General features: G+C 72.7%; 14 protein-coding genes. 12 read left to right on the top strand and 2 right to left on the bottom strand.

Translation table 11 applies throughout. The features are described from left to right. From infB to Q8R60_00535, 12 genes are all read left to right on the top strand, one after another. Positions 1 to 2,257, top strand: a 2,257-nt coding sequence (gene infB, locus Q8R60_00590) for a translation initiation factor IF-2 (protein ID MDP3710964.1), incomplete at its 5' end; no start/stop codon positions are given. Between the two features lie 28 nt (positions 2,258 to 2,285). After that, complete coding sequence (locus Q8R60_00585) at positions 2,286 to 2,582, top strand: DUF503 domain-containing protein (protein ID MDP3710963.1); 297 nt, start codon at positions 2,286 to 2,288, stop codon at positions 2,580 to 2,582. Further along, positions 2,582 to 3,097: a 30S ribosome-binding factor RbfA gene (gene rbfA / locus Q8R60_00580; protein MDP3710962.1), complete on the top strand. Its 516-nt coding sequence runs from the start codon at positions 2,582 to 2,584 to the stop codon at positions 3,095 to 3,097. The genes Q8R60_00585 and rbfA overlap by 1 nt, the downstream gene beginning before the upstream one ends. Next, positions 3,094 to 4,110 (top strand): bifunctional oligoribonuclease/PAP phosphatase NrnA, encoded by a 1,017-nt coding sequence (locus Q8R60_00575; protein ID MDP3710961.1) that lies wholly within the window; start codon positions 3,094 to 3,096, stop codon positions 4,108 to 4,110. The genes rbfA and Q8R60_00575 overlap by 4 nt, the downstream gene beginning before the upstream one ends. Further along, the gene (gene truB / locus Q8R60_00570) at positions 4,107 to 4,988 is read left to right on the top strand and encodes a tRNA pseudouridine(55) synthase TruB (GenBank protein ID MDP3710960.1); all 882 of its coding nucleotides are present in this window, start codon (positions 4,107 to 4,109) and stop codon (positions 4,986 to 4,988) included. Before Q8R60_00575 ends, truB begins: the two co-directional genes overlap by 4 nt. A 9-nt stretch (positions 4,989 to 4,997) precedes the next feature. Further along, positions 4,998 to 5,933, top strand: a complete 936-nt coding sequence (locus Q8R60_00565; GenBank protein ID MDP3710959.1) for a bifunctional riboflavin kinase/FAD synthetase — start codon at positions 4,998 to 5,000, stop codon at positions 5,931 to 5,933. 51 nt (positions 5,934 to 5,984) lie between these two features. Further along, positions 5,985 to 6,386: a response regulator gene (locus tag Q8R60_00560; protein ID MDP3710958.1), complete on the top strand. Its 402-nt coding sequence runs from the start codon at positions 5,985 to 5,987 to the stop codon at positions 6,384 to 6,386. A 118-nt stretch (positions 6,387 to 6,504) separates the two neighbouring features. Next, entirely contained in the window at positions 6,505 to 6,774 is a 270-nt protein-coding gene (gene rpsO / locus Q8R60_00555) for a 30S ribosomal protein S15 (GenBank protein MDP3710957.1), read from the top strand. A 229-nt stretch (positions 6,775 to 7,003) separates the two neighbouring features. Beyond that, positions 7,004 to 9,202, top strand: a complete 2,199-nt coding sequence (locus Q8R60_00550) for a polyribonucleotide nucleotidyltransferase (GenBank protein ID MDP3710956.1) — start codon at positions 7,004 to 7,006, stop codon at positions 9,200 to 9,202. An 11-nt stretch (positions 9,203 to 9,213) separates the two neighbouring features. Beyond that, entirely contained in the window at positions 9,214 to 10,533 is a 1,320-nt protein-coding gene (locus tag Q8R60_00545; GenBank protein ID MDP3710955.1) for a pitrilysin family protein, read from the top strand. Beyond that, entirely contained in the window at positions 10,530 to 11,264 is a 735-nt protein-coding gene (dapB, locus tag Q8R60_00540; GenBank protein MDP3710954.1) for a 4-hydroxy-tetrahydrodipicolinate reductase, read from the top strand. Before Q8R60_00545 ends, dapB begins: the two co-directional genes overlap by 4 nt. Next, positions 11,261 to 11,692, top strand: coding sequence for a hypothetical protein (locus Q8R60_00535; GenBank protein ID MDP3710953.1), 432 nt, complete (start codon positions 11,261 to 11,263; stop codon positions 11,690 to 11,692). The genes dapB and Q8R60_00535 overlap by 4 nt, the downstream gene beginning before the upstream one ends. Here Q8R60_00535 and Q8R60_00530 read toward each other — a convergent pair. Both Q8R60_00530 and Q8R60_00525 read right to left on the bottom strand, forming a co-directional pair. Beyond that, positions 11,683 to 12,528 carry a hypothetical protein gene (locus Q8R60_00530; GenBank protein ID MDP3710952.1) on the bottom strand — a complete coding sequence of 282 codons (846 nt, stop codon included), beginning with the start codon at positions 12,526 to 12,528 and terminating at the stop codon, positions 11,683 to 11,685. The two genes, Q8R60_00535 and Q8R60_00530, sit on opposite strands and share 10 nt — an antisense overlap. After that, positions 12,525 to 13,079 carry an RNA polymerase sigma factor gene (locus Q8R60_00525; GenBank protein ID MDP3710951.1) on the bottom strand — a complete coding sequence of 185 codons (555 nt, stop codon included), beginning with the start codon at positions 13,077 to 13,079 and terminating at the stop codon, positions 12,525 to 12,527. Before Q8R60_00525 ends, Q8R60_00530 begins: the two co-directional genes overlap by 4 nt. Between the last annotated feature and the right edge of the window lie 409 nt (positions 13,080 to 13,488).

Genomic DNA, 13,488 nt, shown 5'->3' with positions numbered 1-13,488 from the left:
GGCTGCGGCCGGCCCGCGTCCCGGCCCCGGCATCTTCCCGCCCCGTCCGGGCGGCCCGGCCGGCCCCGGTGGTCCCGGTGGCCCGCGTCCCGGCCCCGGCATGTTCCCGCCCCGTCCCGGTGGCGGCCCCGGCGCGCGTCCCGGCATGCCCGGCGCGCGTCCCGGCGGAGCCGGCGGTCCTGGCGGCCCCGGTGGCCGTCCCGGTGGCGGTGGCGGCTACGCCGGTGGCGGTGGCGGCGCTCCCGGTGGCGGTCCCCGTCCCGGTGGCTTCGCTGGTCGTCCCGGTGGCGGTGGCCCCCGCGGTGGCGGTGCCGGTCGCGGTGGCGCGACCCCCGGTGCCTTCGGGCGCGCGGGCGGTCGTGGTCCGGTCCGTGGCCGCAAGAGCAAGAAGCAGCGGCGTCAGGAGTTCGACAACCTCTCCGCGCCGACGATGGGTCCCGGTGTCCCCCGGGGCAACGGCGAGGCCGTCCGCCTCCCGCGTGGCGCGTCGCTCTCGGACTTCGCCGACAAGATCGGCGCCAACCCGGGCTCGCTCGTCCAGGTCGTCTTCACCGAGCTCGGCGAGATGGTGACCGCGACCCAGTCGTGCACCGACGAGACGCTGCAGCTGCTCGGCGCCCACCTCACCTACGACGTGCAGATCGTCACGCCGGAGGAGGAGGACGCGGAGCTGCTCGACCGCTTCGACCTGTCCTTCGGTGGCGACTACGACGACGACGCGGAGCTCACGCCCCGCCCGCCGGTCGTGACGATCATGGGTCACGTCGACCACGGAAAGACCAAGCTGCTCGACGCCATCCGCCAGACCGACGTCGTCAAGGGCGAGGCCGGCGGCATCACCCAGCACATCGGCGCCTACCAGGTCCACCACCCGGTCGAGGGCGGCGTCCGCGAGATCACCTTCATCGACACCCCGGGTCACGAGGCCTTCACGGCCATGCGCGCCCGCGGTGCCAAGGTGACCGACATCGCGGTCCTCGTCGTCGCTGCCGACGACGGCGTCAAGCCGCAGACCATCGAGGCGCTCGACCACGCCAAGGCCGCCGAGGTCCCGGTCGTCGTCGCCGTCAACAAGGTCGACAAGGAGGGCGCGGACCCGACCAAGGTTCGTGGCCAGCTGACCGAGTACGACCTGATCGCCGAGGAGTACGGCGGCACGGTCATGTTCGTCGACGTCTCCGCGAAGGCCGGCACCGGCATCCAGGAGCTCCTCGACGCGATCCTGCTCACCACCGACGCCGCGCTGGAGCTCTACTCCGACGCGACCGTCCCCGCGCAGGGTGTGGCCATCGAGGCCCGTCTCGACAAGGGCCGCGGCCCGGTCGCGACCGTCCTCGTCCAGCGCGGCACCCTGCGGGTCGGTGACTCGATCGTCGCCGGTGACGCCTTCGGCCGTGTCCGCGCGATGCTCAACGAGCGCGGCGAGAACGTCCAGCAGGCCACCCCCGGCCAGCCGGTCCAGGTGCTCGGCTTCACAGCCGTGCCCGGCGCGGGCGACAACTTCCTCGTCGTCGACGAGGACCGCATCGCCCGCCAGATCGCCGACCGTCGCCAGGCCCGCGAGCGCAACGCCGCGCTCGCCGGTGCGCGCGGCAGGATGACGCTGGAGGAGGCGCTCCGCAAGATCCAGGAGGGCGTCGCCACCCAGCTCAACCTCATCCTCAAGGGCGACGTGTCCGGCTCGGTCGAGGCCGTCGAGGACGCGCTGCTCAAGATCGATGTCGGCGACGAGGTGTCGCTGCGCATCATTGGGCGCGGTGTCGGTGCCATCACCGAGAACGACATCAACCTCGCCCGCGCGTCCGACGCCGTCATCCTCGGCTTCAACGTCCGGCCCGAGGGCAACGCCCGCGAGCTGGCCGAGCGCGAGCACGTCGACATCCGCTACTACTCGGTCATCTACCAGGCGATCGACGATGTCGAGGCGGCCCTCAAGGGCATGCTCAAGCCGATCTTCGAGGAGGCCCAGCTGGGCACCGCGGAGGTCCGCGAGGTGTTCCGGTCGAGCAAGTTCGGCAACATCGCCGGTTGCCTCGTCCGCAGCGGCACCATCACCCGCAACTCCTCCGCGCGGCTCGTCCGCGACGGCGTGGTCGTGGCGGACAACCTGCGCATCGAGTCGCTCAAGCGGTTCAAGGACGATGCGACGGAGGTCCGTGAGGGCTTCGAGTGCGGTATCGGTCTCGGGTCGTTCAACGACATCAAGGACGACGACGTCATCGAGACCTTCGAGCAGCGCGAGAAGCCGCGCGCGTAGTCCCGTCTGTCGAGGAGGAGGTCCGCTCGTGTGGGTCGGCGCGCTGACCCTGGACCTCCTCCTCGGTGACGTGCACTCGCTCAAGGAGAAGCGCTCGGTGGTGCGGCCCGTCGTGGCCGAGCTCAAGAAGAGGTATGCCGTGTCCGCCGCAGAAGCGGGCGCGCTCGACCTGCACCGGCGCGCGGTGATCGGCGTCGCGGTCTGCGGACCCGACGCCGGCCACGTGCGCGACGTGCTCGACGCGTGCGAGAGGCTCGTGGCCGACCGGCCCGAGCTGGAGGTGCTGTCCGCGAGGCAGCGGTTGTTCGGAGAGGACGACGACTGATGGTGGACGTCGCACGGGCCCGCAAGCTGGCGGTCCGCATCCGCGAGGTCGTCGCGCAGACCCTCGAGATGCAGGTCAAGGACCCACGGCTCGGGATGGTCACCATTACCGACGCCAAGGTCACGCCCGACCTGCGCGAGGCCACGCTCTACTACACCGTCTTCGGTGACGACACCGCCCGCCAGGAGTCGGCGATGGCGCTGGAGTCCGCCAAGGGCGTGCTGCGCGCGACCGTCGGCAAGCAGACCGGGGTCCGCTACACCCCGTCGCTGACCTTCATCGCCGACGTGGTCCCCGAGACCGCCGGGCGCATCGAGGACCTGCTCGCGCAAGCCCGCGCCGAGGACGCTCGCGTGCAGGAGCTCGCCGCGGCCGCTGCCCCGGCCGGCGACGCCGACCCCTACCGCGTCCCGCGCGAGACCGATGACTCCGACGACGAGTCCGACGACGACTCCGACTCCGACGACGACGACACCGAGGGCACCGACGACGAAGACGGCGCCGGCTCCGCGTGACCGTCACGGACGCGCAGTGGGCCGATGCGGTGCGGCTGCTCACCGACCACGACCCTGCCCAGCCGGTCGTGCTGGCCTGCCACGTCGGTCCTGACGGTGACGCGCTCGGCTCGATGATCGGCCTCGGGGTCGCGCTGCGCGACCGGGGCACGCGCGTCGTCGCGTCCTTCGGCAGCGAGCCCTTCGAGGTGCCGCGCGCCTACCGCGGACTGCCCGGCCTCGACCTGCTCGTCCACCCCGACGACCTGCCGTCCGTGCCGGCGCTGCTCGTCACCTTCGACACCGGCAGCGCCGACCGGCTCGGGAGCCTCGCCCGGCTCGTCGACACCGCCGCTGCGGTGCTCGTCATCGACCACCACGCGAGCGGCGAGCCCTACGGCACGCACCGCCTCGTCGACCAGGCAGCGGCAGCGACCGCGGTGCTCGTCGCCGACCTCGTCGACCGGCTCGGCCTGCCGCTGACCGCCGACGTCGCCGCACCCCTCTACACCGGGCTCGTCACCGACACCGGCTCGTTCAAGTACGCCGCGACCAGCCCGCAGGTCCACGACCTCGCCGCGCGGCTGCTCGCGACCGGCATCCGCCACGACCTCATCAGCCGCGCCATCTGGGACACCCAGCCCTTCGACTACGTCCGGCTGCTCGGCGCCTCGGTGGCCCGCGCCACCCTCGAGCAGCAAGCCGTCGGCGGGCTCGGCCTGGTCTGGACCACCGTCACCGCCGACGACCTCGCGACCCACAGTCTCGGCCTGGCCGACGTCGAGGGCGTCATCGACGTCCTCCGCACCGCGCAGGAGGCCGAGGTCGCTGTCGTCGTGAAGCAGGAGCCCGACCGCAGCGCCTGGCGCATCTCCACGCGCAGCAAGGGCCAGGTCGACGTCGGCGCCGTCTGCGCGTCCTTCGGTGGGGGTGGCCACCGCTTCGCGGCGGGTTTCACGTCGTACGACGAACCTCTCGCCACGCTGGAGCTGCTGCGCGCGCGCCTGGCCGACGCCCCCCGCCTGCCGGCGTGACCGCGCCCGACGGGCTGCTCGTGGTCGACAAGCCGTCGGGCTGGACCAGCCACGACGTGGTCGGCCGGACGCGGCGGCTCGCGCAGACCCGCAAGGTCGGCCACGCCGGCACGCTCGATCCGATGGCGACCGGCGTGCTGGTGCTCGGCATCGGCCGGGCGACCCGGCTGCTCGGCCACCTCGCGCTGTCGGACAAGGACTACACCGCGACGATCCGGCTCGGGCAGACCACCGTCACCGACGACGCCGAGGGCGACGTCGTGGAGGAGTGCGACGCGACTGCGGTGACCGACGAGGCCGTCAGCGCCGCTGTCGCGGCCCTGACCGGCACGATCGAGCAGGTGCCGTCGTCGGTGTCGGCCGTGAAGGTCGACGGGGTGCGGTCCTACGCGCGGGTGCGCTCCGGTGAGGACGTCGTGCTGAAGGCCCGGACGGTGACGGTGTCGCGCTTCGAGGTCCTCGAGCGCCGGGGGAGCGACCTCGACGTCGCGGTCACGGTCAGCAGCGGCACCTACGTCCGGGCGCTCGCCCGCGACCTCGGCACCGCGCTCGGGGTCGGCGGCCACCTCACGGCGCTGCGACGGACCCGCGTCGGGCCGTTCGGACTCGACCGCGCGCAGACCCTCGAGCAGGCGGCCGAGGGGCTCGACGTCGTGCTGCTCGACGACGCCGTCGCAGCCTCCTTCCCGCGCCGCGACCTCGACATCGACGAGGCGGTCGCCCTGTCCTACGGCAAGAAGCTCGCCGCGACCGGGGCGCCGGGCACGGTCGGCGCCTTCGACCCCGAGGGCCGCTGCGTCGCCCTCGTCGAGGACCGCGACGACGCCGCCCGCGCCGTCGTCGTCTTCCGCCCAGCCGGGACAGACGACCCTCACTAGGCTGACCTCGTGCAGAGGTGGCGAGGTGTCGAGCAGGTCCCCGGCAGCTGGGGGCGGTGCGTGGTGACGATCGGCGTCTTCGACGGCGTGCACTTCGGCCACCAGCGGATCATCGCGAAGGCGGTCGCGCGCGCCCGCGAGCTCGGCGTACCTGCTGTGGTCATGACCTTCGACCCGCACCCGAGCGAGGTCATCCGCCCGGGCACCCACCCGGCGGTGCTGACCAGCCAGCGCTACCGCGCCGACCTCGTCGAGGCGTGCGGCGCCGACGTCGTGCTCGTCGTGCCCTTCACCGCGGCCTTCGCGGCGCAGTCGCCGGCGGAGTTCGTCCACGAGGTGCTCGTGGAGCGCCTGCACGCCAAGTGCGTCGTGGTCGGCCGCAACTTCCGCTACGGCCATAAGGTGGCCGGTGACATCGACTCGCTGACGGCCGACGGTCGGCGCTTCGGCTTCACCGTCGAGGCGGTGGAGCTCGAGGGCGACGGCGACACGACGTGGAGCTCGACCTACGTCCGGGCCTGCGTCGCTGCGGGTGACATCGCCTCGGCCAACGCCGCGCTCGGGCGCGAGCACCGCATCGAGGGCGTCGTCGTGCGCGGCGACCAGCGCGGCCGCGAGATCGGCTACCCGACCGCCAACCTCGAGCCGGCGGCCTTCGCCGCCGTCCCCGCGGACGGGATCTACGCCGGTCGGCTCGTCCGGCGCGACGGCACCGTCCACGTCGCCGCCATCTCCATCGGGACCAACCCGACCTTCGCCGGCACCGAGCGGCGGGTGGAGGCCTACGTCCTCGACTTCGACGGCGACCTCTACGGCGAGCACGTCGGCCTGTCGTTCACCGCGCGGCTGCGCGACACGGTCCGCTACGACACCCTGCAGCCGCTGCTCGACCAGATGGCGGTCGACGTGGCGCGGACCCGGGAGATCGTTCACCCGTCTGTGTGACCTGCCGGGCGCGCGCGAGCGCCGAAGGACATCGTGAAGAAGGAGGCTCACGTGCCCACGATCCTGGTCATCGACGACGACCCCGTCATCCGCGCGCTCGTCACCGACGTGCTCGGCATCGAGGGCTACGACGTCCGCACCGCCGAGGACGGCTTCGCCGGGCTGCGCGCCATCGAGGCCCAGCGCCCCGACTGCGTCGTGCTCGACGTGATGATGCCCGGGCTCGACGGCCACGCGGTGCTGCAGCGCATCCGCGCCGCCGACGGTGGGCCGGACCTGCCGGTCGTCATGCTCACGGCTGCGGCCGACGACGCGCAGGCCTGGCAGGCCTGGACCGAGGGCGTCGACTACTTCCTCGCCAAGCCCTTCGACGCCGACGAGCTGCTGCGCTACCTCGACTACCTGTTCGCCGGTGACGCCGCGGCCGAGGTGATCGAGCACATCGCGGTGTGAGCCGGCCCCACGCGGCGCGCTGCTAGGCTGGTGGCACGCCGGTGGACCCGGCGGTGCGTTCACCTGCCCTGGTGCAGAAGACCTAGGGCGCGCACACCGGACCGGAGGAAACACCCCCGTGGCACTCGACACCGCTACCAAGACCGCGATCATGGCTGAGCACGCCACCGTGGCCAACGACACCGGTTCGCCCGAGGTGCAGGTCGCGCTGCTGACCAAGCGCATCAGCGATCTCACCGAGCACCTCAAGCAGCACAAGCACGACCACCACACCCGTCGTGGTCTGCTCCAGCTCGTCGGCCGTCGGCGCCGTCTGCTCAAGTACCTCGAGAAGACCGACATCACGCGCTACCGCGCTCTCATCGAGAAGCTCGGTCTGCGCCGCTAGACGCTCGAAGGGGAGTGCCCACCCGGGCGCTCCCCTCTCGTCGTCGAGGGACCACCTCGCGACGAACCCCGTCCGCCACGACGGGAAGGACCGGACCCGGTCCTCGGGAGTGGCCGCCGGAGCCGCTGCAGACGCAGGGGACCGGCCGCCTCCACTGAAGACCGGCTCTGCCTCCTCGCCCCTCGCGGCACGCAGTGAAGAGGAGAGCCCGTTGGAGGGCGAGAGCAACATCTACGGCAGCGAGTTCACCGAGGCCGTCATCAGCAACCCGGGCGGCGCGACGCGCACGCTTCGCTTCGAGACCGGCCGCCTGGCCAAGCAGGCCGCCGGCTCGGTCACGATCTACCAGGGCGACACCCTCGTCCTGTCCGCGGCGACCGCGTCCAAGCGGCCCAAGGAGAACCTCGACTTCTTCCCCTTGACGATCGACGTCGAGGAGCGGATGTACGCCGCGGGCAAGATCCCCGGCTCGTTCTTCCGGCGTGAGGGCCGTCCCTCCGAGGACGCCATCCTCACCTGCCGCCTGACCGACCGGCCGCTGCGCCCGTCGTTCAAGAAGGGCCTGCGCAACGAGGTCCAGGTCGTCTCCACGGTGCTGTCCCTGGACCCCGACCACCTCTACGACGTGCTCGCCATCAACTCGGCCGCCTGCTCGGTGCTGCTGTCCGGCCTGCCCTTCACCGGCCCGGTCGGCGCCACCCGCGTCGCGTGCGTCAACGGTGAGTGGATCGCCTTCCCGACGCACTCCGAGCTCAAGGACGCGACCTTCGACATGGTCGTCGCGGGCCGCATGCTCGACGACGGCGACGTCGCGATCATGATGGTCGAGGCGGAGGCCACCCCCGACGTCTTCGAGGTCATCAACGGCGGTGGCACGGCCCCGACCGAGGCCGTCGTCGCCGCCGGCCTCGAGGCCGCCAAGCCCGCGATCGCTGCGGTCTGCAAGGCGCAGCTCGAGCTCAAGGCGAAGGCGCCCAACGAGCCTCTCGAGTTCCCCGTCTTCCTCGACTACGAAGACGACGCGCTGCAGGCCGTCACCGACGCCGCCGAGGCCAAGCTCAGCGAGATCATGTCGATCGTCGGCAAGCAGGAGCGCGAGAGCGCCACCGACGCGCTCCGCGACGAGACGGTCGCCGCCCTCTCCGAGAAGTTCGAGGGTCGCGGGGGCGAGCTCAAGGCCGCCTTCCGCTCGCTCAACAAGGCGCTGGTGCGCCGCCGGGTCGTCAAGGACAAGGTCCGCATCGACGGCCGTGGCCTCGAGGACATCCGTCAGCTCGCGGCCGAGGTCGAGGTCCTGCCCCGCGTCCACGGCTCGGCGCTGTTCGAGCGCGGCGAGACCCAGATCATGGGTGTCACCACGCTCAACATGGCCCGCATGGAGCAGATGGTCGACACGCTCAACCCGGACAACCGCAAGCGCTACATGCACCACTACAACTTCCCGCCGTACTCCACCGGCGAGACCGGCCGCGTGGGCTCGCCCAAGCGCCGCGAGATCGGCCACGGCGCGCTCGCCGAGCGCGCCCTGCTGCCGGTGCTGCCGAGCAAGGCCGACTTCCCCTACGCGATCCGTCAGGTCTCCGAGGCGCTGTCGTCCAACGGCTCGACCTCGATGGGCTCGGTCTGCGCGTCCACGATGTCGCTGCTCAACGCCGGTGTGCCCCTCAAGGCCCCCGTCGCCGGCATCGCGATGGGCCTCATCTACGAGGGCGGCGAGTACGCCACCCTGACCGACATCCTCGGCGCCGAGGACGCGTTCGGCGACATGGACTTCAAGGTCGCCGGCACCCCGCAGTTCGTCACCGCGCTGCAGCTCGACACCAAGCTCGACGGCATCCCGTCGTCGGTCCTGGCCGCCGCCCTGCAGCAGGCCCGCACCGCCCGCCTCGCGATCCTCGAGGTCATGAACGAGGCGATCGACGAGCCCGACGAGATGTCGCCCTACGCCCCGCGCGTGCTCACCGTGAAGATCCCCGTCGACAAGATCGGTGAGGTCATCGGCCCGAAGGGCAAGATGATCAACACCATCCAGGCCGACACGGGCGCCGACATCACCGTCGAGGACGACGGCACGATCTACATCGGCGCGACGAGCGGCTCGGCGGCCGAGGCCGCCCTCGCGGTCATCAACATGATCGCCAACCCGACGATGCCCAAGGTCGGCGAGCGCTTCCTCGGCACGGTCGTCAAGACCGCCGCCTTCGGCGCCTTCGTCAGCCTGCTCCCCGGCAAGGACGGCCTCGTCCACATCTCCAAGCTGGGCAACGGCAAGCGCGTCGGCAAGGTCGAGGACGTCGTCAACGTCGGCGACAAGCTGCAGGTCGAGATCACCGAGATCGACCAGCGCGGCAAGATCAGCCTCACGCCGGTCGACAACTCCGACGCCCCGGCTGCTGCCGAGGCGCCGGCCGACGCGTCCGCCGAGTAGGAACCCCCTCCTTGTCGGGCCTCCCTCCGGCAGGCTCCACGCGCGCTCTGCCCGGCGGGACGGACGGCGGCATCGTCCGCCGCACCGTCCTGCCGGGCGGGCTGCGCGTCCTCACCGAGCAGATGCCGGGCGTGCGCTCGGCGTCGTTCGGCATCTGGGCCGGCGTCGGCTCGCGTGACGAGTCGCTCGCCGAGGCCGGCTGCTCGCACTTCCTCGAGCATCTGCTCTTCAAGGGCACCCGCCGTCGAGACGCGATGGAGATCGCGGCGGTGATGGACGCGGTCGGCGGCGAGATGAACGCCTTCACCGCGAAGGAGTACACCTGCTACTACGCGCGGGTCCTCGACACCGACCTGCCGCTCGCGATCGACGTGGTCAGCGACCTCGTCACGTCCTCGCTCATCGCCGCCGCCGACGTCGAGTCGGAGCGGGGCGTGATCCTCGAGGAGATCGCCATGCACGACGACGACCCCGGTGACGTCGTCCACGACGCCTTCGCCGCGGCGCTGTGGGACGACCACCCGCTGGGTCGGCCGGTCATCGGCACCGTCGAGTCGATCGAGGCGCTGCCCCGCGACACGATCGCGGGCTTCTACGCCGACCGCTACACCCCCGACACCCTGGTCGTGACCGCGGCGGGCGGCCTCGACCACGCCACCGTCGTCCGCCAGGTCGAGCGCGCTTTCGGGCCGCTGCTTGCCGGCGACCGGCAGCCGGCCCCGCGCCGCCGCGCCGGTGACGCACCGCCCACCCACAGCCGGGTGCTGACCCAGGTGCGACCGACCGAGCAGGCCCACGTCGTGCTCGGCACCCGCGGGCTGTCGCACGACGACCCGCGCCGCTTCGCGCTCTCGGTCCTGTCGACCACCCTCGGCGGCGGCATGTCGTCGCGGCTGTTCCAGGAGGTCCGGGAGAAGCGCGGGCTGGCCTACTCCGTCTACACCTTCACCTCGGCCTACTCCGACACCGGTGACTTCGGCGTCTACGCCGGGTGCGCGCCCGGCAAGGTCGACGAGGTCCTCGAGCTGTGCCGGGCCGAGCTCGCCTCGGTCGCGGAGAAGGGCCTCACCGACGCCGAGGTCGCGCGCGCGCAGGGCCAGCTGCGGGGGAGCCTCGTGCTCGGCCTCGAGGACAGCGGCTCGCGGATGAGCCGGCTCGGCAAGGGCGAGCTCGTCCACGAGGAGCTGCTCGGCGTCGACGACCTGCTCGCCCGCATCGACGCGGTCACCCCGGACGACGTCCTGGAGGTCGCCCGTGATGTGCTGGCCCGCCCGATGGCGCTCGGCGTGATCGGGCCCTTCGACTCCGACCCCTCGGGAGCTGCCTCGTGACCGTGCGTGTCGCCGTGCTGGGTGCCCGCGGCCGGATGGGCTCCGAGGTGGTCCGCGCCGTCGAGGGCGCACCCGACCTCTCCCTCGCCGGCGCCTTCGACGTCGGTGACGACCTCGACCTGTCCGGCGCCGACGTCGCCGTCGACTTCACCCACCCGGACGCCGTCATGGCCAACCTGCGCGCGTGCGTCGAGGCGGGCGTGCACGCGGTCGTCGGGACCACCGGCTTCGACGACGCGCGCCTGACCGAGCTGCGCGACCTCGTCGAGGGCACCGGCGTCGGCGTCCTCGTCGCGCCGAACTTCGGGATCGCTGCCGTGCTCATGATGGGCTTCGCCGCGCAGGCCGCCCGCTTCTTCGACTCCGTCGAGGTCGTCGAGCTTCACCACCCCGGCAAGGCCGACGCCCCCAGCGGCACCGCCCGCCGCACCGCCGAGATGGTCGCCGCCGCCCGTCGGGAGGCCGGCTGCGCGCCGATGCCCGACGCGACCACGCAGGAGCTCGCTGGGGCCCGCGGCGCCGACGTCGACGGGGTGCGCGTCCACGCCGTCCGGCTCGCCGGGCTCGTCGCCCACCAGGAGGTCCTGCTCGGGGGCAGCGGCGAGAGCCTGACGATCCGTCACGACTCCTACGACCGGGCGTCGTTCATGCCCGGCGTCCTGCTCGGCGTCCGCCAGGTCGCGTCCCGGCCCGGGGTGACGGTCGGGCTCGAGGCCCTGCTCGACCTGTGAGAGCGCGCGTCGCGGCTCTGCTGCTCGTCGCCGTGCTCGCGACGGTGTCGGCGTACCTCCTCGTCCGTGCCGTGGACCTGCTCGACGAGGGACTGAGCGGTCTGCTGCTCGGTCTCGGGGTGCTGCTGCTCGTCGGGCTCGGTGCGCTGCTGGTCGTCGGCGAAGTCCGGCTCGGGCTCGGCAGCGAGCGGCTCGGCAGGGCACTCGGCGACGACCCCGACCCGGAGTGGCTGGAGCGACGCCCGTCGGGCCGGCTCACGCCCGAGAGCGCCGAGCGGCTGTTCGCGCTGCGCAAGGCCGAGGTCGAGGCGTCACCGCAGGACTGGCGCTGCTGGTGGCGACTCGCCGCGGCCTACGGCGAGAGCGGCGACACCTCCGCCGGTCGCCGCGCGATGCGCAGGGCCATCGCCCTGGCGCGTCAGGAGTAGTAGTAGCCCGTGGGTGCGGCGGCCTCGGCCGCGTCGGGGGAGTCGATGCGCGCACGCAGGTCGTAGGTCATGCCCGTCGCCAGGGGACGGCCGCTCTGGTCCACCGCGGTCCAGGGCGTCGTCCAGTCCCGGCAGCCGCTCGCCGGCAGCCGGGCCTGGTGCGGGTCGCGGACGGCCGAGCGCCCCACCGCCCATCGCCACAGCACCCGATCGCCTTGCGCGACCTCGATGTCGAGCTCGTCGGCGAAAGAGAAGTCCAGCCGGATCGCGTCGACGCCCTGGTTGCACAGCACGACCGACAGCAGCCTGTCCTTGCCGCTGCCGGTCGTCGCGACGGAGGAGCAGAGGTTGTTGCCACCGATGGAACTGCAGGTCAGTGCGGGCACGTTGCCCTGCTGGGCATCGGAGGTCCTGCGGCTCATCGGGGCGGCCCGATAGGCGGTCGTCGTGGGTCGGGTGGCCGGGCGCACGGGGACTGCAGTGCTGCGCGGCGCGCCTGGCGTGAGGGTGGCCGCCGTGGCGGTCGGGCCGCCCGCGCTGCCCGCAGCGGTCGTCGCGGACCGTCGGGGGCCGGACGTGCCGGGCGCGCTGGCAGCCGGGGTCGGCCCGACCGGGAGCAGCTCGAGGACGTTGCGGTCCTGCTGCGCAGGCGGGAGCGGGTCGTCCTGGGTGAGGACCTGGCCGCTGCCGCCGGTGAGGGTCGCGAAGACGATCGCGGCGCCGAGCAGACCTGCGCTGCCGGTGGTCGCGGCCTTGCGGCGGCGACGGGCGGCAGCCTCGCGGAAGGCCTGCGCGAGACCGTCGGCAGGCGGCGGGACGAGGCGGATCTCGGTCATCGGCCACCTGCCTCGGTGACGGCCTCGGCGAGCAGCGCCCGTGCCTCGAAGAGCCGGCGCTTCACGGCGAGCGCGACCTCGGCGACCGGCAGGTCGGCGTAGTAGTGCAGGAGCACGACCTCGCGCAGCCGCAGCGGCAGCCGCTCGACGAGGTCGCGCAGCCACGGGTCACCGTCGACCGTGTCGGTCGGCGTCGTGACGCGCAGGCTCGTGACGGCGGAGCGCTCCCGGCCGCTCTGCCGCCAGTGGTGGCGGCAGAGGTTGGTGCCGACGACGTAGACGAAGCCGCGCGGCTCGCTGACCTTGCGCCAGCGCGCGAACAGCCGGGTGAAGGCCTCCTGCGCGGCTTCACGGCCCACGTCGGCGTTGCCGGTGAGCCCGGTGAGGTAGCCGGCGAGCCGGCCGAACTCGGCGGTGTAGAGCGCCGCGAAGTCTTGGCGGGCCTCGGCGCTCACGCCGGGCAGTGCGGGCAAACCGTCCTCGGTCCCGGCCCGCGCGGGCAGGCCGAGGGAGAGGCCGCGCAGCCCGTCCACCGACACGTCGACCGTCACCCCCGTGCACCTCCCGCCGGCTGCCTGTCGCTGGGTCGTCAGGCTGGAGATCCCGGGGGAGCGACAAAGGTTCGCACGAATGTGGCGAAGCGGACAGGGAGGTCTGACGACGGCGTACGCCGGGGGCGCGGTCCGGATGCAGTCCGACTCGGTGAGCCGTCCACACCAGGGTGCGGTCGATCGACCGAGACTGCGTCCAGGTAGGCCGCCGGGGGCGCCGTTGCAGGCCGGGTTCGCCTCCCGCCACGAGGCGCCTCAGCGGCGGTGGCTCCCGAGGCTGAGGTCGTGAAGATCGTCGTGTAGCGGCCTCGGCCTGCGAGCGGTGAAAGCGCTGGTCAGCGACCTGTCGCCGCGAGCACTGCTTCACGACGATCTTCACGACCCGTCGGACGCCGGAGTGCGGATCGCG

The sequence above is a fragment of the Mycobacteriales bacterium genome (assembly GCA_030697205.1).
Classification (GTDB): domain Bacteria; phylum Actinomycetota; class Actinomycetes; order Mycobacteriales; family SCTD01; genus JAUYQP01.
This window is presented reverse-complemented; position numbering and strand designations above follow the sequence as displayed.

Excerpts from the sequence above, each read along its gene's own strand:
- Q8R60_00530 (MDP3710952.1), bottom strand. The coding sequence starts at position 12,528 with ATGACCGAGATCCGCCTCGTCCCGCCGCCTGCCGACGGTCTCGCGCAG.
- rbfA (MDP3710962.1), top strand. The coding sequence starts at position 2,582 with ATGGTGGACGTCGCACGGGCCCGCAAGCTGGCGGTCCGCATCCGCGAG.